The 18,948-nt window shown below is 69.3% G+C and carries 15 protein-coding genes and 1 pseudogene; 7 read left to right on the forward strand and 9 right to left on the reverse strand.

Features of this window, described 5'->3' with window-relative positions; translation table 11 throughout:
• Positions 1-38: 38 nt before the first annotated feature.
• Together ABZ642_RS26210 and ABZ642_RS26215 are read right to left on the reverse strand one after the other, a co-directional pair.
• Positions 39-710 (reverse strand): TrkA family potassium uptake protein, encoded by a 672-nt coding sequence (locus ABZ642_RS26210; protein WP_351710019.1) that lies wholly within the window; start codon positions 708-710, stop codon positions 39-41.
• Complete coding sequence (locus tag ABZ642_RS26215) at positions 710-1,381, reverse strand: TrkA family potassium uptake protein (protein WP_351325777.1); 672 nt, start codon at positions 1,379-1,381, stop codon at positions 710-712. The genes ABZ642_RS26210 and ABZ642_RS26215 overlap by 1 nt, the downstream gene beginning before the upstream one ends.
• 363 nt (positions 1,382-1,744) lie before the next feature.
• Here ABZ642_RS26215 and ABZ642_RS26220 point away from each other — a divergent pair, with 363 nt between their 5' ends.
• Together ABZ642_RS26220 and ABZ642_RS26225 are read left to right on the forward strand one after the other, a co-directional pair.
• Positions 1,745-3,790 carry an APC family permease gene (locus ABZ642_RS26220; RefSeq protein ID WP_360488790.1) on the forward strand — a complete coding sequence of 682 codons (2,046 nt, stop codon included), beginning with the start codon at positions 1,745-1,747 and terminating at the stop codon, positions 3,788-3,790.
• 272 nt (positions 3,791-4,062) lie between these two features.
• Entirely contained in the window at positions 4,063-5,391 is a 1,329-nt protein-coding gene (locus tag ABZ642_RS26225) for a TRAM domain-containing protein (protein ID WP_360488793.1), read from the forward strand.
• A gap of 402 nt (positions 5,392-5,793) precedes the next feature.
• On the opposite strand, the pseudogene ABZ642_RS26230 reads toward ABZ642_RS26225, so the two are convergent.
• Positions 5,794-6,048: pseudogene (locus ABZ642_RS26230) on the reverse strand (ATP-binding protein); the annotation flags it as partial.
• A 133-nt stretch (positions 6,049-6,181) separates the two neighbouring features.
• On the opposite strand from ABZ642_RS26230, the gene ABZ642_RS26235 reads away from it, so the two are divergent.
• Positions 6,182-7,030: an RNA polymerase sigma factor SigF gene (locus tag ABZ642_RS26235; RefSeq protein ID WP_360488796.1), complete on the forward strand. Its 849-nt coding sequence runs from the start codon at positions 6,182-6,184 to the stop codon at positions 7,028-7,030.
• A 479-nt stretch (positions 7,031-7,509) separates the two neighbouring features.
• Here the strand turns inward: ABZ642_RS26235 and ABZ642_RS26240 are convergent, their stop codons facing one another.
• Together ABZ642_RS26240 and ABZ642_RS26245 are read right to left on the reverse strand one after the other, a co-directional pair.
• Positions 7,510-9,264 (reverse strand): SpoIIE family protein phosphatase, encoded by a 1,755-nt coding sequence (locus ABZ642_RS26240; protein ID WP_360488799.1) that lies wholly within the window; start codon positions 9,262-9,264, stop codon positions 7,510-7,512.
• 331 nt (positions 9,265-9,595) lie between these two features.
• Complete coding sequence (locus ABZ642_RS26245) at positions 9,596-9,790, reverse strand: hypothetical protein (RefSeq protein WP_360488802.1); 195 nt, start codon at positions 9,788-9,790, stop codon at positions 9,596-9,598.
• 30 nt (positions 9,791-9,820) lie between these two features.
• Between ABZ642_RS26245 and ABZ642_RS26250 the strand changes: the two genes are divergently transcribed.
• The 4 genes from ABZ642_RS26250 to ABZ642_RS26265 all read left to right on the forward strand — a co-directional run bounded on the left by ABZ642_RS26250 (position 9,821) and on the right by ABZ642_RS26265 (position 14,754).
• Positions 9,821-11,404: an FMN-binding glutamate synthase family protein gene (locus ABZ642_RS26250; RefSeq protein ID WP_360488805.1), complete on the forward strand. Its 1,584-nt coding sequence runs from the start codon at positions 9,821-9,823 to the stop codon at positions 11,402-11,404.
• A 13-nt stretch (positions 11,405-11,417) separates the two neighbouring features.
• Positions 11,418-13,181: a thiamine pyrophosphate-dependent enzyme gene (locus ABZ642_RS26255; protein ID WP_360488808.1), complete on the forward strand. Its 1,764-nt coding sequence runs from the start codon at positions 11,418-11,420 to the stop codon at positions 13,179-13,181.
• 96 nt (positions 13,182-13,277) lie between these two features.
• Positions 13,278-14,123: an RNA polymerase sigma factor SigF gene (locus ABZ642_RS26260; protein WP_360488811.1), complete on the forward strand. Its 846-nt coding sequence runs from the start codon at positions 13,278-13,280 to the stop codon at positions 14,121-14,123.
• 472 nt (positions 14,124-14,595) lie between these two features.
• Complete coding sequence (locus tag ABZ642_RS26265) at positions 14,596-14,754, forward strand: hydrophobic protein (RefSeq protein WP_360488992.1); 159 nt, start codon at positions 14,596-14,598, stop codon at positions 14,752-14,754.
• 622 nt (positions 14,755-15,376) lie between these two features.
• On the opposite strand, the gene ABZ642_RS26270 is transcribed toward ABZ642_RS26265, so the two are convergent.
• From ABZ642_RS26270 to ABZ642_RS26285, 4 genes are all read right to left on the reverse strand, one after another.
• On the reverse strand, positions 15,377-16,585 hold the full coding sequence (locus ABZ642_RS26270) for a phospholipase D-like domain-containing protein (protein ID WP_360488814.1): 1,209 nt from the start codon (positions 16,583-16,585) through the stop codon (positions 15,377-15,379).
• Between the two features lie 416 nt (positions 16,586-17,001).
• A complete protein-coding gene (locus ABZ642_RS26275) occupies positions 17,002-17,715 on the reverse strand; it encodes a hypothetical protein (protein ID WP_360488817.1) in 714 nt (237 codons plus the stop codon).
• A gap of 69 nt (positions 17,716-17,784) precedes the next feature.
• Positions 17,785-18,087 (reverse strand): hypothetical protein, encoded by a 303-nt coding sequence (locus tag ABZ642_RS26280; RefSeq protein ID WP_360488819.1) that lies wholly within the window; start codon positions 18,085-18,087, stop codon positions 17,785-17,787.
• Between the two features lie 300 nt (positions 18,088-18,387).
• The gene (locus ABZ642_RS26285) at positions 18,388-18,930 is read right to left on the reverse strand and encodes a hypothetical protein (RefSeq protein WP_360488822.1); all 543 of its coding nucleotides are present in this window, start codon (positions 18,928-18,930) and stop codon (positions 18,388-18,390) included.
• Positions 18,931-18,948: the final 18 nt, after the last annotated feature.

Below are 18,948 nucleotides of genomic sequence, written 5' to 3' on the forward strand. Positions count from 1 at the left end.
CCCTCCGTGACGGAGGGCGCCCTTCTTCCTGCGCTGCGTCAGACGTCTTCCCGCCGAACCGACAGCAGGTCCTCCAGCTGTTCCTCGCGGGCCTGGGCCGCCACGAACAGGAGTTCGTCGCCGGCCTCCAGGGAGTCCTCGCGGGAGGGGGTGAGGACCCGGGTGCCGCGGATGATCGTGACCAGCGAGGTGTCCTCGGGCCACTCCACGTCGCCGACCTGGGTGCCGGCCAGGGCCGACTCCTCGGGCAGGGTCAGCTCCACCAGGTTGGCGTCGCCGTGGCTGAAGCGGAGCAGCCGGACCAGGTCGCCGACGCTCACCGCCTCCTCGACCAGGGCGGACATCAGACGGGGCGTCGATACGGCCACGTCCACCCCCCAGGCCTCGTTGAACAGCCACTCGTTCTTGGGGTTGTTGACCCGTGCGACGACGCGCGGAACGCCGTACTCCGTCTTCGCGAGGAGCGAGACGACCAGGTTCACCTTGTCGTCGCCCGTCGCGGCGATCACGACGTTGCAGCGCTGCAGCGCCGCCTCGTCCAGGGAGGTGATCTCACAGGCGTCGGCGAGCAGCCACTCCGCCTGCGGGACCCGCTCCACCGAGATGGCGGTCGGGGCCTTGTCGATCAGCAGGACCTCGTGGCCGTTCTCCAGCAGCTCGCCCGCGATCGAGCGGCCGACGGCGCCGGCTCCGGCAATGGCGACCCTCATCAGTGACCGCTCTCCTCTTCCGGACCCCCGGCGAAGGCGGCCTCGACCTTGTCGACGTCGTCCGTGCGCATCATCACATGCACCAGGTCGCCCTCCTGCAGCACCGTCTGCGAGGTGGGCAGCATCGCCTCACCGAGCCGGGTGAGGAACGCGACCCGGACGCCGGTCTCCTCCTGCAGCGTGCTGATCTTGTGGCCGACCCACTTCGGGGAGGCGTGCACCTCGGCGAGCTGGACCCCGCCGGTGGGGTCCCGCCACAGCGGCTCCGCGCCCGAGGGCAGCAGTCGGCGCAGCATCTGGTCGGCGGTCCAGCGGACCGTGGCGACGGTCGGGATGCCGAGGCGCTGGTAGACCTCGGCACGGCGCGGGTCGTAGATGCGGGCCGCGACGTTCTCCACACCGAACATCTCGCGGGCCACCCGGGCCGAGATGATGTTCGAGTTGTCGCCGCTGGAGACGGCGGCGAAGGCGCCCGCCTCCTCGATGCCCGCTTCGCGCAGGGTGTCCTGGTCGAAGCCGACCCCGGTGACCCGGCGACCGCCGAATCCCGGGCCCAGCCTGCGGAAGGCGGTGGGGTCCTGGTCGATCACGGCGACCGTGTGCCCCTGTTGCTCCAGGGTCTGGGCGAGAGCGGAACCCACTCTGCCGCAGCCCATGATGACGATGTGCACGACCGTCCTTCCGGTGTCCAAAAGTTACTGCTCAGCCCCATCAGGGTCTCAGACCGAGGCCCAAGCTACACACGCACCGTCCGGGCTGGGCACCCCTCGGTCATGCTCATCGGCGAGTGATGCTGCGCACGCTCCAGGCAGTGAGGATTCCGAGGCCGACGAGGGTCACCGTGGCACCGATCAATTCTGCGGTCGCGGGCATGGGACCTCCGAAGTGCGACGACGGGCGGGGTCTGTCATCTAGGCACGGATCGGACGTAAGCTGCGGAATCCGCAGTTCCAGCCGTCACTTTTTTCACTCGGGAGGCAGATCCCGTACTTCGGCTGGAGGCCTGCCAGGTGGAAGGCCTACGATCCTCTCTCGTGTCCAAACTGACCGACGTGCCCAAACGGATCCTGATCGGGCGCGCTCTGCGCAGTGACCGGCTGGGCGAAACGCTCCTGCCGAAGCGCATCGCACTCCCCGTCTTCGCCTCCGACCCGCTGTCCTCCGTCGCCTACGCGCCGGGGGAGGTCCTGCTGGTCCTGTCCATCGCGGGCGTGTCGGCGTACCACTTCAGCCCCTGGATCGCCGTCGCGGTCGTCGTGCTGATGTTCACGGTGGTCGCCTCCTACCGGCAGAACGTGCACGCCTACCCGAGCGGCGGCGGCGACTACGAGGTCGCCACCACCAACCTCGGCCCCAAGGCCGGCCTCACCGTCGCCAGCGCGCTGCTCGTCGACTACGTCCTGACCGTCGCCGTCTCCATCGCCTCCGGCATCGAGAACCTCGGCTCGGCGATCCCCTTCGTGGTCGAGCACAAGGTGCTCTGCGCGGTCACCGTGATCGTGCTGCTGACGCTGATGAACCTGCGCGGCGTGAAGGAGTCCGGCAAGCTCTTCGCGATCCCGACGTACGTGTTCGTCGGTGGCGTCTTCATCATGATCGTGTGGGGTGCGTTCCGGGGCCTGGTCCTCGGCGACACGATGCGCGCGCCGACCGCGGCCTATCACATCAAGGCCGAGCACCAGGGCCTGGCGGGCTTCGCCCTGGTCTTCCTCCTCCTGCGCGCCTTCTCCTCCGGCTGTGCCGCGCTCACCGGTGTCGAGGCGATCTCCAACGGCGTCCCGGCCTTCCGCAAGCCGAAGTCGAAGAACGCGGCGAGCACGCTGGCCGCGATGGGGCTGCTGGCGGTCACCATGTTCTGCGGCATCATCGCGCTCGCCATGGTCACCAAGGTCCGCATGGCCGAGAACCCGGCCACCGACCTGCTCCACAACGGCGTCGCGATCGGCTCCGGCTACGTCCAGAACCCGGTGATCTCCCAGGTCGCCGAGGCCGTCTTCGGCAAGGGCAGCTTCCTGTTCATCGTGCTCGCCGCGGCCACCGCCCTGGTCCTCTTCCTGGCGGCGAACACGGCGTACAACGGCTTCCCGCTCCTCGGCTCGATCCTCGCCCAGGACCGCTACCTGCCGCGCCAGCTGCACACCCGCGGCGACCGCCTCGCCTTCTCCAACGGCATCGTGCTGCTCGCCGGCGCCGCCGCCCTGCTGACGGTGATCTACGGCGCCGACTCGACCCGCCTCATCCAGCTCTACATCGTCGGAGTGTTCGTCTCCTTCACGCTCAGCCAGACCGGCATGGTCCGGCACTGGAACCGCCACCTGGCGACCGAGAAGGACCCGGCCAAGCGCAGCCACATGATCCGCTCCCGCGCGATCAACACCTTCGGCGCCTTCTTCACCGGCCTGGTGCTGGTCGTCGTCCTGGTCACGAAGTTCACGCACGGCGCCTGGGTGGCGCTGCTCGGCATGTGCATCTTCTACGCGACGATGACCGCGATCCGTAAGCACTACGACCGGGTCTCCGAGGAGATCTCGGCCCCCGAGGAGCCGGACGACGACCTGGTACGGCCGTCCCGCGTGCACTCGGTCGTCCTGATCTCCAAGATCCACCGCCCCACCCTGCGCGCCCTCGCCTACGCCAAGCTGATGCGCTCGGACACCCTGGAGGCGCTCACCGTCAACGTCGACCCGGCCGAGACGAAGGCGCTGCGCGAGGAGTGGGAGCGGCGCGGGATAGACGTCCCGCTGAAGGTCCTCGACTCGCCCTACCGCGAGATCACCCGGCCGATCATCGAGTACGTCAAGGGCCTGCGCGCCCAGTCCCCGCGGGACGCCGTCTCCGTGATCATCCCGGAGTACGTGGTCGGCCACTGGTACGAGCATCTGCTGCACAACCAGAGCGCCCTGCGCCTCAAGGGCCGGCTGCTGTTCACACCCGGTGTCATGGTGACCTCGGTGCCCTACCAGCTGGTGTCCTCGGAGGCGGCCAGGAACCGGGCCCGCAAGCGGCAGGACTGGAACGCACCGGGCGCGGTCCGGCGCGGGCCGGCCGAACACCGGCCGAAGGAGCACAGCGGGGGGTGACCGCGAGGGGGCGCCCTGTGTGGGGGGCGCCTTGTGTGGGGGCGCCGTGAGGGGGGCGTCGTGAGTGAGGGCGTCGTGTCTGGGGCCCCCGTGTGTCGGGACCTCGCGTGTCTGAGGCCCCGTTTGTGTGGGGCCCCGTGCGCGTGCGTGTGGGGCAGGTGCCTTCGGCAACCGTGTGTCGGCGGGAGGTCTCGGCGAGCACGTAGACTGGTGGGCTGTCGTCGGCCCATGCGCGGTCGAGCCCCCTCTCGTTGATCTGGAGTCACCCCGCCATGCAGGCAGAACCGAAGAAATCTCTGGTGGGGACGGAGTACGAGGTAGAGGTGGGCCCGGTCGCGCACGGCGGGCACTGCATCGCCCGCACCGCCGAGGGCCAGGTGCTGTTCGTCCGGCACGCGCTGCCCGGCGAGCGGGTGGTGGCCCGGGTGACCGAGGGCGAGGAGGGGGCCCGCTTCCTGCGCGCCGACGCGGTCGACATCTTGGACGCGTCCAAGGACCGCGTCGAGGCCCCCTGCCCCTACGCCGGCCCCGGCCGCTGCGGCGGCTGCGACTGGCAGCACGCCAAGCCGGGCGCCCAGCGTCGGCTCAAGGGCGAGGTGATCGCCGAGCAGCTGCGGCGGCTGGCCGGCCTGACGCCGGAGGAGGTGGGCTGGGACGGCACGGTGATGCCCGCCGAGGGCGACAAGCTGCCGGCGGGCGAGGTGCCGCAGTGGCGCACGCGCGTGCAGTACGCGGTCGACGCCGACGGCAACGCGGGACTGCGCCGGCACCGCTCGCACGAGGTGGAGCCGATCGAGCACTGCATGATCGCGGCGCCGGGCGTCAGCGAACTCGGCATCGAGGAGCGCGACTGGTCGGGCATGGTGGCGGTGGACGCGATCGCCGCGACCGGTTCCCAGGACCGCATGGTGATCCTGGAGCCCCGCCCCGGCGCCCGCCTGCCCCTCGTCGAACTCGACAAGCCGGTGTCCGTCCTGCGGGTGGACGAGAACGACGGTGGCATCCACCGCGTCCACGGCCGTGCCTTCGTCCGCGAACGGGCCGACGGCCGCACCCACCGCGTGGGCAACGGCGGCTTCTGGCAGGTCCACCCGAAGGCGGCGGACACCCTGGTGACGGCGGTGATGCAGGGCCTGCTGCCGCGCAAGGGCGAGATGGCGCTGGACCTCTACTGCGGTGTCGGCCTGTTCGCCGGCGCCCTCGCCGACCGCCTCGGCGAGAAGGGCGCGGTGCTGGGCATCGAGTCCGGCAAGCGAGCGGTGGAGGACGCCCGCCACAACCTCGCCGGCTTCCCGCGGGTCCGTGTCGAGCAGGGCAAGGTCGAGTCGGTCCTCCCGCGCACCGGCATCACCGAGGTCGACCTCATCGTCCTCGACCCGCCCCGCGCGGGCGCGGGCCGCAAGACGGTGGAGCACCTGGTGTCCCTGGCCGCCCGCAGAATCGCCTACGTCGCCTGCGACCCGGCGGCACTGGCCCGCGACCTGGCGTACTTCCGGGACGGCGGGTACCGGGTACGCACACTGCGGGCGTTCGATCTGTTTCCGATGACGCATCATGTGGAGTGCGTGGCGATCCTTGAGCGTGCTGGAAAAGGCTCCTGACCTCCGCTTCTTCGGTTCCTGTTGGTTGCGTGCGGGGTGGCCGAGGTCGCGTCCAGGGAGATGGTGTCGCTGCTTCCGGCGGAGCGTCAGGTGGGTGGCCCGCTGGTCTGCCTGGTCATGGCTCGCTCCCACCTACGCGTCTGCGACTGCTCTGTCCCGCGTCGGGACAGCCGATCCTCTCCTCACCGGGACGGCCTCCGCCTGCCACAGGACGCGGGCGAGATCCACGGGCCGCCTCCAGGAGGCGGCCCGTCGCCGTCCCTCGCTCCCTGAGCTCGCCCTCCCCCTAAACGTGAGTCAGCATGGGCGCCACTACGGGAGGACACCTGCTCGGTCGCATGAGCTCCACCAGCTCGCCTCACCGGGACCCGTACAGGCACGGCCGCCGGGCTGCGTGGGATTGGGCGGGCGGCGGCCGGCTAGGGGATCGGTCAGCCGTCCGCCGTCGTGGACCTCGCAGACGATCCGGTCGCTCTCGGCCCAGATCCGCAGTGTCCCCGAGCCGTCGCCGTGGATGACGCTGTTGGTGGTCAGCTCCGCCACCGCGAGTTCCAGATCTCCCAGGCTCACGCCGGACACGCCCAGGGACCGCGCCTGGGACACGGCGAAGTCGCGGGTGTCGGGCAGTGTCTGGGCGGCGAACGGGCGGGCCGAGGCTTCGAGGGGGGCGAGCAGTGGCGGGCCGCTCAACACAGCACAGGTATAGGTAGGGGAGTACCGGGTATGCGCTGTGCCGTCGGCCGTTTTTGCTGGCGGAAGCGGTCGGGCTCGAACTTCGGGAGGGCACAGCATGGCGGTCATGACCATTCCGGCGGCACTGGACGCACGAACGAGCGAGCTGCCGGAGGTCGCCGACCCCTCCCGGGTGGCGCCCAAGGACGCTCGCCAGCTCTCCCGGCTCTTCTTCGAACAACTGACGGTCCTGGAAGAGGGCACCCCCGAGTACAGCTACGCCCGCGGAACGCTGATCGAGATGAACATGTCCCTGGTCCGCTACGCGGCCGGCCGTTTCCGCAGCCGCGGCGCGGAGGAGATGGAGGACATCGTCCAGGTCGGCATGATCGGCCTGATCAAGGCCATCGACCGGTTCGAGCTGACGCGCGAAGTGGAGTTCACCTCGTTCGCGATCCCCTACATCGTGGGCGAGATCAAGCGGTTCTTCCGCGACACCACCTGGGCCGTGCACGTGCCGCGCCGGCTGCAGGAAGCCCGCGTCGAACTCGCCCGCGCCACCGAGGAACTGGGAAGCCGGCTCGGCCGCACGCCCACGGTCCAGGAGCTGTCGGAGCTGATGAGCCTGTCCGAGGAAGAGGTGCGGGAGGCTCGTCTGGCCGCCAACGGCTACAACTCCTCCTCTCTGGACGCCGCGATCGGCGGGAGCGAAGACGGCGAGAGCGCCCTGCAGGACTTCATCGGTGCCGAAGACCAGGCGCTGGAACTGGTGGAGGACTTCCACACCCTGGCCCCGCTGCTCGCCGAACTCGATGAGCGGGACCGGCAGATCATCCACATGCGGTTCGTGGAAGAACTCACCCAGGCCCAGATCGGCGAACACCTGGGCGTGTCCCAGATGCACGTCTCCCGACTCCTGTCACGGACCCTGAGCCGCCTGCGTGAAGGTATGCTCACCCACCGCTGAGGCCCGCCGGCAACGCGATGCCGGGTCCGCAAGGTCCGTCGGCGGATGCCGTCCAGAACCGGGCGACCGCGCTGCCGTCGAGGTGGGCTGCACGCGTCGGTCATGAAGGCGTCGGACGACATGTGGATGACTCTGGGCCCCAGTAGGAGTGGCTCCTTGCCGTCGCTGCCTGCGATGTAGGCGATGGCCCATTTGTAGAGCAGGGCTTCGCGTAAGTCGTCCGACGGGGCGCGCCTGGACGGACGACGGATGTGTGGTCGTGCGGATCGGGCCCGACCTACAAGCCCACGGCGCCCGTCTTCCGCGGCGAACCGTCACGCGGACACCGCGTTCTGGCCCCGATCACCGGCGGGGCAGTGCGGGGCACGTACAGCGCGAAGTTCTCGCGCGGCGGAGAGAGGCGTTCGAAGCCTCAGCCCACCGGCTCGGGAGCTTCGACAGTCTCCCGTTCAGCCCACTCGATCTGACTCGCGCGCGAGTCAGGCGGGTCCTACGGGAGGGGGTGTGCGCAGCGCGATCATGGCGACGTCGTCATCGTTGTCGCTGGGGCGGACCTGGTCCAGCAGCAAGTCGCAGAAGGAGTCGAGGGGGCGGTGGGCGAGGGAGGCCGCGTGTCGGCGCAGCCGGTCAAGCCCGTGATCGATGGAGTGGTGCGGGGATTCGACCAGTCCGTCGGTGTAGAGCAGGAGCGTGGCCTGGGGTGGCAGGACGGTGACGGCGTCGGGGCGAGGTCTGGTGACTCCGGTTCCGAGGAGTATGCCGTGAGCCTCGTCGAGGTAGCGGGTCTGACCGTCGTGGGTGATGAGCAGGGGCGGCGGGTGGCCGGCGTTCGTCCAGCGTAGGCGCCACAGTGTGTCATTCCCGAGGGTGAGCCTGGCGAGGATCATGGTGGCCATGGGTACCTCGGCTATGTGCATCACGGCATCGTCGAGCCGTGTGACGACGGCGCTGGGTGCGGCCTCGGGGTGGGACCAGGCGAAGGCGCGCAGCATGTTGCGGACCTGTGCCATGCCGGCTGCGGCGTCGAGATCGTGTCCGACGACGTCGCCGATGGCCAGTGCGTGGGCGTGGGCGGCCAGAGCGAAGGCGTCGTACCAGTCACCGCCCACGGATGAGGCGTCCGGAGCGGGTACGTAGCGCGCGGTCATCTCCAGCCCGGGCAGGACGGGCAGCTGGGGCAGCAGGTGGCGTTGCATGGTCTCGGCGACTTTGCGCTGGCGCTGGTACAGGCGTGCGTTGTCCAGCGCCAGGCCCGCCCGGCGGGTGAGGTCCTCCAGCAGCGGCAGGTCGGCAGGGGTGAAGGCGTCATGACGCTGGGCGCGGCCCAGGGTCAGGGCGCCGAGTACGTCCCGCAGTCCGCGAATCGGTGCGATGACGGCGGAGTGCATACCTGTCGCGGTGAACAGGCGCTGCTGCTCGACCGCTATGCCGGAGTCGGGCGGACCTTGGTAGGTGGCGGGGCCGGCGAGGGAGGAGGCGGCGCCGCGCAGGGCCCGTGACAGGGGCATCGGTGACTCTGCCGGCACGGGAGGCATCGGGCCCTGCAGGTCGTCCCGCTCGACGAGAATGCCGTCCTTGTGCTCCATCACGAGAACGCGTCGTACTTCGTCACGTTCGGTGAGCAGGTCGAACACGGCCCAGTCCGCGAGCCGGGGCACGGTCAGGGCCGCCAGTCGGTGCAGCGCCTCGTCCGCGTCCAGGGTGGATGTGAGCTGCGTGGTCGTCTCCGCCAGCAGGGACAGGCGGTCCAGTTCCGTCAGCGGTGCGGAGTGCCCGCCGTCGGTGTGGCGCACGTCCCCTGGCTTCGGCTCGTACAGCATCGCCAGCGCACCTGTCCCGCCCGGACCGGGTGAGTAGGGCGTGACCAGCCAGGACAACTGGACGAGAGTGCCGTCCCCGCAGGCGAACCACTCGGCGTCGCCATGTCTGGTGTCCCCCGTGAGGATGGCCTTCCTCATCAGGCTGCGCGTGCGCGGTACCGAGTGCCCGTATCTGTCCCGGTGCAGCAGGTCGTGGAAGTCCTGACCGACGAGTTCTGAGGCTTCCCTGCCCAGCAGGCTTTGGGCCGCGCTGTTGACCGCGACGATGAGGCCATCGTCATCGATCGCGATGGCGGACGCCCGCAGGTTTTCCAGCGTTCCGTCGAGCAGGGCGCCAGAACGCGCCGGATGCCCGGACGGGGGAACACTTTCCCTGCTGGCAGCGGCGACAATGTCCCTCCTCTGTTCAAGCATGTCCCTCCTCTGTTTCAAGCCCGAATCGCGTCGAGTACCCCAACCGGATTCCGGCATGCATGGAAGGCTCGTCTTTCCTGCTGCGACTGCTCGACATCCTGGTGGTGAAGCTGTCCGTGAAGTCCCGAATGCCGGTCGCGAGTGACGAGGAGGAATGGACTGTTGCTCTTGACGCCCGCCTGACGCTCTCGGCGCACGCACGCGGAGTAATGAGCCGGAAAACAGTGCCTGAGCTGGTGTTGTGCTGCTGACCTGCTGGAGGCCAGCCGGGCTGCCGGCCCGACGACCGTCGAAACCTCGGTTCGGTCCCATCTCCGCGCCGAGTAGGAGGTCAGGTTGCCGCCCGGGTCTTGCCCATGCGGTACGGGCTGGGACTGATGGCGTGTTCCCGTGTGGACTCGGCGCTGAGGGCGCGGGCGTTGGAGAAGCCCATGCGGTCCACCACCCTGACGAGCGTGGCCGGGGGCTCCCGGCCCGTCCGGCGGCCACGGCGACTGGGAGCGTCCAGTGCCCGGCTGTCGCGCATGGCGATCGATAACCGGGCAACACGCCAGGTGTGACACGCATTGGAATCGTCCTCCTGACTCTCGTGGCCGCTCTCGGGGCTTTGGCCGCGGCGCTCTGGATCTCGCCCTACTGGTGGTTCGCGGCCGTTCCGCTCATGTGCACGGGGGTGCTGGGCGCCTGGGACCTGGTGCAGCGGCGGCACTCGGTGCTGCGCAACTATCCCGTCCTCGGCCATGCCCGCTACCTCCTGGAGCGCGTACGCCCGGAGCTGCAGCAGTACTTCATCGAGCGGAACTATGACGGGCGCCCCTTCGACCGGGATGTGCGCAGCATCGTCTACGAGCGCGCCAAGGGCACCGACGCGGAGGAGCCGTACGGCACCGAGCGGGACGTGTACCAGCCCGGTTACGAGTTCCTGGTCCCGTCGATGGCGCCGTGCCCGGTGCCGAAGGACCCGCCGCGCGTGAGGATCGGCGGCCCGGACTGCAGCCGTCCGTACGACATGGCACTGCTGAACGTCTCGGCGATGAGCTTCGGCTCGCTCTCCGCCAATGCGGTCCTCGCGCTCAACGGGGGTGCCGCGGCCGGGGGTTTCGCCCAGGACACCGGTGAGGGCGGGCTGTCCGAGTATCACCTCCGTCCGGGAGGCGACCTCGTTTGGGAGATCGGCACAGGGTACTTCGGCTGCCGTACCGTGGAAGGCGATTTCGACGCGGCCGAGTTCGCCGACAAGGCCGCACACGATCACGTCAGGTGTGTGTCCCTGAAACTGTCGCAGGGCGCGAAGCCCGGCATCGGCGGTGTTCTGCCGGGAGCCAAGGTGAACGCCGAGATAGCCCGGGTCCGCGACGTGCCCGAGGGGCGGACGGTCGTCTCCCCGCCGTACCACCGCGTGTTCTCCACCCCGCGCGAACTCGTGCGCTTCATCGCTCGCATGCGCGAGTTGTCCGGTGGCAAGCCTGCCGGGTTCAAGCTGTGTGTGGGCTCCCGCCGGCAGTTCCTGGCCGTGTGCAAGGCCATGCTGGAGGAGGGCACTGCGCCTGATTTCATCGTGGTGGACGGCGGCGAGGGTGGGACCGGTGCGGCGCCGCTGGAGTTCGCGGACCATGTGGGCACCCCGCTCACCGAGGGTTTGCACACCGTTCACAACGCCCTCGTGGGCGTGGGCCTGCGCGATCGGATCAGGATCGGGGCGAGCGGCAAGATCGCCACTGGTACTGACCTGGTCAAACGCATGGTGCAGGGCGCCGACTACGGCAACGCTGCGCGGGCGATGATGTTCGCCGTCGGGTGCATCCAAGCGCAGAGGTGCCATACCAACACCTGCCCCACGGGTGTCACGACCCAGGACCCACGGCGTGCCCGCGCCCTCGACGTAGGTGACAAGACGACGCGCGTCCAGCGTTTCCAGCAAGCGACCGTGGCCAGCGCGTTGCAGATCATGGCGTCCATGGGGGTCACCGATCCCGCGGAACTGCGTCCGCACATGCTCCGTCGGCGCGTCGACCCCTGCACCGAGCGCTCCTTCGAGGAGCTGTACGAGTGGCTTGCGCCAGGGCAGCTGCTCGCCGAGCCGCCCGCCTCCTGGGCGGCCGACTGGCAGGCCGCCGACCCCGACCGTTTCACCGTGTGACCTGGAGGACTACGTGACCCGTACTGTTGCCCGCGTCATCGTGGACGCGTTGAGCGAGCTCGGCGTGCGCCAGGTGTTCGGCGTCGTGGGAGACGCGCTCAATCCCCTGACCGACGCCATCCGCACCACCGAGGGCCTGGAATGGGTGGGCTGCCGGCACGAGGAGGCGGCGGCTTTCGCCGCGAGCGCCCAGTCGCAGCTCACCGGCACCCTCGGCGTGTGCATGGGTACGGTCGGACCCGGTTCCGTCCACCTCCTCAACGGGCTGTACGACGCGGCCAAGAGCCACGCCCCGGTCCTGGCCATCGCCGGCCAGGTGCCGCTCGCGGAACTCGGCAGCGACTACTTCCAGGAGGTGGACAACGACGCCCTCTTCAGGGACGTGGCCGTGTTCCGCGCGACCATCACCTCTTCCGACCAGCTTCCGCAGATGCTGGAGACGGCGGTGCGTCACGCACTGGGCCGCAGGGGTGTCGCCGTTCTCACGGTGCCGGGTGACCTGGGCGAGCGGGAACTGACCGCCGACCGGCCGGCCCGGTTGTCCCTGAACGCCCCGGTGAGCCGGCCGGACGGGTCGGCCGTCCACCGCGCCGCGGAACTCCTCGACCGCTCCGAACGGGTCACCCTGCTCGTCGGTGAGGGCGCCCGCGCCGCTCGCGAGGACGTCCTCACCCTCGCCGACCGCCTGGCCGCACCGATGGTGCTCACCCTGAAGGCCAAGGCGGGATTCGAAGGCGACGACAACCCCTTCCAGGTCGGCCAGACGGGGCTGATCGGCAACCCCGCCGCCGCTGCGGCCCTCCAGGACGCGGACACCCTGCTGCTGCTCGGCACGGACTTCCCCTACCGGGACTGGTATCCCCAGGGCCGGACCGTGATCCAGGTGGACACCGAGGCCACCCATATCGGACGCCGGGTACCGGTCGACGTCGGGCTCGTGGGAGACACCGGCGCCACCGTACGCGACCTCCTGGACGACCTCGCCGCCGCGTCCGCCGGGTTCGAGGGCGCACGTGACCGCTCGCACCTGGAGAAGGCGCGTGAACGCTTCGACCAGTGGCGCACCGGTCAGGCCCGGCTCGCCGATCCGTCGCACGACAAGGGCGTGGTGGGCCGTATCCGCTCCGCGCTGGACAACCGCGCCCATGACATCCGCCCCGAGGCGCTGGCCGCGGCCGTCGACCGGATCGCGGCCGATGACGCCGTCTTCACCTCTGACACGGGCATGGCCACCGTGTGGCTCTCGCGCTTCGTCGAGATGCGCGGCGAGCGGCGCCTCATCGGCTCCTACAACCTCGGCTCGATGGCCAACGCCATGCCCCAGGCCCTGGGCGCCCAGTGCCTGGACCGCGAGCGCCAGGTCGTGGCCTTCTGCGGCGACGGCGGACTGAGCATGCTCCTCGGCGACCTCATGACCCTGAAGACGTACCGCCTTCCCGTCAAGCTCGTCGTCTTCGACAACCGCCGGCTGGGCATGGTGAAACTCGAACAGGAGCAGTCCGGCCTGCCCGAGTTCGGCACCGTGCTCGACAACCCCGACTTCGCCGCCGTAGCCGAAGCCATGGGCATCACCGGCATCCGTGTGACCGACCCGGCCGACGTGGAGGGTGCCGTGCGACGCGCCTTGGACAGTCCGGGCCCGGTCCTGCTGGACGTCCTCACCAACCCCGACGAGGTCGCCGTCCCGGCCAAGCCGACCGTCGAGCAGGGCTGGGGTTTCGCGGTCGCCAAGATGAAGGAAATCGTACGCAGCCATGGAGAGTCCGGCAGGGACTGACAACAGTTCGAGGAATGCCGGTCGGCGCACGGGGTAGGCGCGTGCCTGCCGGACGATGGACCGGCGAGGACGAGGCTGATCGACTGGGAGGGCGCCATGATGCCGACGACGACCGTGCCGACCGCCGAGCAGACGGTGGATGTGCCGGAGATCACGGACCCTTCCAAGGTCGCGCCGAAGGACGCGCGGGAGCTGTCGAAGCCGTTCTTCGACCGGCTGGCCGTCCTGGAGGAGGGAACGCCCGAGTATCAGTACGCGCGCAACACGCTGATCGAGATGAACATGTCCCTGGTCCGCTACGCGGCCGGCCGGTTCCGCAGCCGCGGGCCGGAGGAGATGGAGGACATCGTCCAGGTCGGCATGATCGGCCTCATCAAGGCGATCGACCGCTTCGAGCTGACCCGCGAGGTCGAGTTCACCTCCTTCGCCGTGCCGTACATCGTCGGCGAGATCAAGCGGTTCTTCCGCGATACCTCCTGGGCCGTACATGTCCCGCGCCGGCTCCAGGAAGCCCGCGTCCAACTCGCCCGCGCCAGCGAGGAACTGCGCAGCCGACTGGGCCGGACACCGACCACCAAAGAGCTTTCCGAGCTGATGAGCCTTCCGGAGGACGAGGTCGTCGAGGCCCAATTGGCCTCCAACGGCTACAAGTCCGCCTCCCTGGACGCGGCGATCAACGGCAGCGAGGACGGCGAGGCCGCGCTGGCGGACTTCATCGGCGACGAGGACGCCGCCCTCGGCCTGATCGAGGACTTCCACGCCCTCGCCCCGATGCTCGCCGAACTCGACGAACGCGACCGCAAGATCATCCACTGGCGGTTCGTGGAGGAACTCACCCAGGCCCAGATCGGTGAACGTCTCGGTGTCTCCCAGATGCACGTCTCCCGGCTGATCTCCCGTCTCCTGGCCCGCCTGCGTGAAGGCATGCTCAGCACCGTCTGACGGTCGGGGGCCCCGGCGGCCGGACGGCAGCCGGGCGTCCTGCGGAGCGGGGGAGATATCGGGTGTAGTGCCTCGCTCTTGCGAGGGTGACCGTCTGCACCATCCATGATGCGGACGCTCTCACCCCCGTCCTCCGGCCGTCTCATCCGGCACCACGGTGCGACACCACCCGGCCGCGTGTGTCGCGTACCGCACCAAGTGCCTGCGGCACGGGACACTCTGGCCCTCACTGTGCGCATGCCCGGCTCGCTTTTCGAGCAGCCGCTCTGGCCGGCGGACGGCCACAGGGGGCCACGGTCCCTCGCCTCTCTCAGCCACCGTGTGGTGAACAGAGCCGTCGGCACGTTCCCGTGTCCGCCGGGGACCCGCGGGTGCGGGCCTGGTGGCGACCTGGGCGACGGCCATGGACGGGAAATCGTCGGCATGGTGGCGGGCGAGAAGGCCGATGAGCGGTTGAGACGAGACTCAGTGCCTGCTTGTTCTGCTTCTTGCACTGCTCCTCTTCGGTGCCGGCTTCGCCATCAAGATCCTCTGGTGGGTCGCCGTCGCCGTCCTGGTGCTGTGGCTTCTCGGCTTCGTCATGCGCTCCACCACCGCCGGTGGCGGCCGAGGTCGTTGGTACCGATGGTGATCTGACCCGCAGTGCGCCTTCATCACGGGGTCCGACCGATATGACGGCCGGACCCCGTGCGCATGCCGGACGTGAGGCGACCTGGTACGTAGGGGGCCGTACGGCCCGTAGGTGTCCCAAACGGCAGCAGGGTAGGCGTGTTGCAGTCGGGGGCGGGACACGCACGCGCGAGGGAACCCGCGCGACCTCCTGCCGTGTCCCCGCCCCCGGCCTTACCGGCGGCCGTGCGCCCGGCCGGGCTGCGGCGGCGTGCGGAGGTTCCGCGGCGCGACTCGCGGACGCAGTGGCCGGCGACCGGGACGCGGCTACCGAAGTGGCCAGGTAGAAAGCGACCACCGCCGAGCTGATCCGTCGCAGCCCCGACCACGCCCGTACGGACCTCCCGTTGCCTTTCAGCGTCGGCTTGCGTTCGTAGCCTGACCCTGGGGAGATGTAACAGTGGCTTCGATACCTGGATGCGGAGAGCGGCTCAGGGCCGGGCAGGGGCGGGGCCTTCTCTTTCCGGACTCCTGTACCACGAGGCCGGTTTCTTGTACGCGCCCCGCCCTCAACGCCGCCCGTGCGGCGCTGGCCGGCTCGCGCGGATCCTGCGGTTCGCCCTTGTGCCAGGGTGCCGGTCGGCTCACAGGAAGCGCCGGATCGGGGTGACGGCGGCTTCCTTGGCGCGTTGCAGCACTGCCCGTCGTCTCCATCGAGTGAGCTCGATGCCCACGCTGTGGCGCAGGTCCGCCTCGTAGTCGCGGTCGAGGGAGGCAGTGAACTCCTCGTCCAGGACGGCGAGCATCACTTCTTCGTCGTGGTCCATGGACCGGCGGTTGAAATTGGTGGATCCGATGAGAGAGGCGACCGAGTCCACGGTGATGATCTTGGCGTGCATCATGGTCGGCTGGTACTGGCGAATGTGCACGCCGGCCTGCAGCAGACGCGTGTAGTGGTGTTGACCGGCGAGCTGGCAGGCGCGCTGGTCGGTGTGGGGGCCGGGCAGCAGGATCTCGACCTGCACGCCGCGACGTGCGGTCTGGCACAGCAGGTCGATGAAGTAGGCGTCAGGGGCGAAGTAGGCGGTGGCCAGCCGGAAGCGTTCCTCGGCGGAGGTGAGCATGACCCGGATGAGGGTTTGCATGTCCTGCCAGCCGATGCTTGCGGAGCCGCGCACGACCTGCACCACCGACGAGCCGGCCTGCTGGTGTTCCGTGAAACGGTCGCGGTCATCGAAGAGTTCGTCATGACACTCGGCCCAGTTCTGCGCGAACGCGGCGGCGATGCCGTCCACGGCCGGGCCGCGCACCTGGACGTGGGTGTCGCGCCACTCGGCAGGGTTGCGGGCATTGCCGCTCCATTCCTCCGCGATGCCGACGCCCCCGGTGAAGGCGGTGTGTTCGTCGACGATGAGGGCCTTGCGGTGGCAACGGTGGTTCTGTTTGAACGGTGACAGCCACACGGGTTTGCGGAACCAGGCCACCTGCACGCCCGCGGCACTCATGAGGTCCAGCAGCCGCCGCTCGATCTCCTTGGCGCCGAAGCCGTCGAGCAGCAGTCGCACGCGCACCCCCGCGCGGGCTCGGTCGGCCAAGGCGACGGCGAAGTCGTGGGCGATCTGACCCCGCCAATACACGAACGTCATCATGTCGACGGTGTGCCGAGCCGAGCGGATCGCCCCGAGCATCGCGGGGAAGATCTCATCACCGTTGCGCAGGGGCACCAGGTCATTGCCTTCGGTGGCGGCCACGCCGATCAGTCGCTCCAGGCGACGGCGCAGGCGCTGCTTGCGCGCTGCCGCGTCAGGCGCGGTGTCGCGCGCAGGGGATGCCGGTATGCCGTCGAGTATCACGCCGAATCTCCCACTGGACCATGAAGACAGAAAACATCACGGGCGCTGGCGAGCCCGAACAACCACATTCCCGGCCGGCACCGCGGTACTCCAGCAGGCTGCCTGGACCGAGCCCACCGACACCGCGACGCCGGCCGCACAGTCTTTGCTGAGGACGTCAGTCAGACGATCACCGTCGTGTCGTCACGACGCCCGTTTGACGCTCCAGACGTCCGCAAGGGCGGTCAGCGCAGCCGCAAACCCGATCTGACCTGCGGTTGTTTCGGCTCCGGGTTCCTGTGACGTGATTTCGATGACGCATCATGTGGAGCGTGTGGCGATGAAGTTGAGGGTGGGCCGACAGGTGCAGGTGCACCCTGACTCCGAACGTTGGCTGCTCGATGTCGGCTCCGGCCCGGTCGTCGTCCCGATCGCGGTCAGCTCTTGACGCCGAAGACGCGGAGCTCGTAGGTGGTGGGGGTCGGGCCACCGCCGTACTCCAGGAGTTCGGTGGCTGCCGGTCCCGCCCGGTACAGCGGGCTGACCGTCGTCACGCCGGCCTCGCGGAACTTCCGGTCCGTGGGCCCGGTGATGCTGTCGACCCAGCGGACAGCCGCGGCCGGGTCTGCGCCGGGGTGGTCCAGACGGACGCAGGCGTGCAGGAAGGCCGCCCGGCCGGGTGCCTTCACGGTGGCCCCGCAGGACAGGGACTCCAGATCGCCGGCCAGGTCCCACACCACGGAAACCCCGAGTTCGGTGCCCTTGGTCGGATGCGTGGTCCCCTCGGCATGCCATACGGCGGGCTTGTCGTCCTTCGTGGAGTCGAACTTTGTCCGAGCGTCGAGGTCGATGTGCCACTGCCGGGTCAGGGCGTCGATGAAACTCTTGCCCGTGTAGTTCCGCGAAAGAATCTCGGAGTCGACCTTCGGGACCTCGGTCTCGTCGACGTCGGTCGGCACGGTCGGCCAGGCCGAGATGTCGGGAGAGGCGGAGGCCGACGTGGACGCGGACGGCTCACCGGAGGCGGGGGTGGCCGGGTGCGTGGTACCGGCGGAGGTGGTGTGGTGCGAGGACGAACACCCGGTGAGAGGCAGGGCCAACGCCAGTGCTGCTGCGGCGAGATGGCGGGGGTGGATGGAGGGCAGGGGCATGGGCGGGGCTCCGGGGCGTGGGGCGGGGTCGTGGGCGGCGGTGCGCCGTGCGGCCTGGCCGGAGCCCGGTCACGCGACGCACCGCCGTGGTGGGCGAGGCGGGAAGGGGCAGGAGTCGGTGAAGCAGTGGTCCGAGGTGGCGACGGTGGTGGTCGGCTGGAAGACCACGGCGTCATAGGCGACGTCCTGGTCGCCGGTGTAGTCGCTGCGGCTGACGTTGTCGAGCTGGATGCCGGCGCCCTGCCAGAGCCTGAGGGTGCCGAGATCCCCCCAGACGTCGTTGCCGTTGCTCTTGGTGGCCTGGTTGACGTTGCACACGTGGGTGGGCTTCGCGTTGGCGTTGTTCACGCCGACGTGGACGGTGTAGGGCACGACGGCCTGCGCGCCGTGGTTGGGCAGGTGGACGAAGAGTCGTACAGGACGCCTGTGGTGCCGTAATCCGCCATCAGGGCCGGGTCGGGGGTCCAGGTGGCCAGGACCTTGTGCCCCTGGTCACCCGCTTCGGCGACGGAGCTGCCGGTGATGCTGCCGGGGTAGGCGTGGGTGAACCAGGTGTGTCCGTCGTAGCCGGCGCCCAGCTGGTGCAGATCGATGGGGGCGATGTCGCCGGTGGCCCGCCAACTGCCGTCCGAGCGCTGGTAGGTGAAGTTGTCTCCCAGCTGGAGGGTGAACTTAACCGTTGCGGATCCAGCGGTACCGAGGGGGAAGGGTGGTGCGAGGCGCGACGAAGGACCATGCTCCGTGGCCTATAGGACCGATGACGGGGCGGCGTACGATTTCCTCGAACCAGTCGGCGGCAATGCGGCCCAGCTCCGTCAGCGATCCGGTCGCCTCCAGCGATTCCACGTCGTCGCTGGGCTCGGGCCGGTAGGTGGTGGTGTGTCGTTGGCTGCAGAAGAGGTGGTCGCCGGCCACGGTCGCGCCCAAGGTCCTGAATACGCGATTTTTCTCCAGATCGAGAAGGTCGACGGCCAGCAGTAGCACCTGTTCTCCGTCGGCCAGTGCCTCGTCGATCGCGATGTCATAGGGGTCGCGATCGCGCTCACCATCGCCGCCTTGGCTTTCCCCGCCAGTCTCGTCCGGCTCGCTCACCAGCACAGAGGTTGCACTGGGCGGGCATTCCGGCCAGAAGCGTGCTGATTCCCGTACCACGGCAACCAGTTTCTGATTCCGGTCGTTCACATCGTCGTCTACGTCGAACCAGTCTTCATCCACCGCATCAGATTACTTAGG

The sequence above is a fragment of the Streptomyces sp. NPDC007157 genome, assembly GCF_040634235.1.
GTDB lineage: Bacteria > Actinomycetota > Actinomycetes > Streptomycetales > Streptomycetaceae > Streptomyces.

What these genes read in the sequence shown, in the direction of transcription:
- ABZ642_RS26210 (WP_351710019.1), bottom strand. Translation starts at nt 710, where the DNA reads ATGAGGGTCGCCATTGCCGGAGCCGGCGCCGTCGGCCGCTCGATCGCG.
- ABZ642_RS26225 (WP_360488793.1), top strand. Translation starts at nt 4,063, where the DNA reads ATGCAGGCAGAACCGAAGAAATCTCTGGTGGGGACGGAGTACGAGGTA.
- ABZ642_RS26235 (WP_360488796.1), top strand. Translation starts at nt 6,182, where the DNA reads ATGGCGGTCATGACCATTCCGGCGGCACTGGACGCACGAACGAGCGAG.
- ABZ642_RS26240 (WP_360488799.1), bottom strand. Translation starts at nt 9,264, where the DNA reads ATGCTTGAACAGAGGAGGGACATTGTCGCCGCTGCCAGCAGGGAAAGT.
- ABZ642_RS26245 (WP_360488802.1), bottom strand. Translation starts at nt 9,790, where the DNA reads ATGCGCGACAGCCGGGCACTGGACGCTCCCAGTCGCCGTGGCCGCCGG.
- ABZ642_RS26260 (WP_360488811.1), top strand. Translation starts at nt 13,278, where the DNA reads ATGATGCCGACGACGACCGTGCCGACCGCCGAGCAGACGGTGGATGTG.
- ABZ642_RS26275 (WP_360488817.1), bottom strand. Translation starts at nt 17,715, where the DNA reads ATGCCCCTGCCCTCCATCCACCCCCGCCATCTCGCCGCAGCAGCACTG.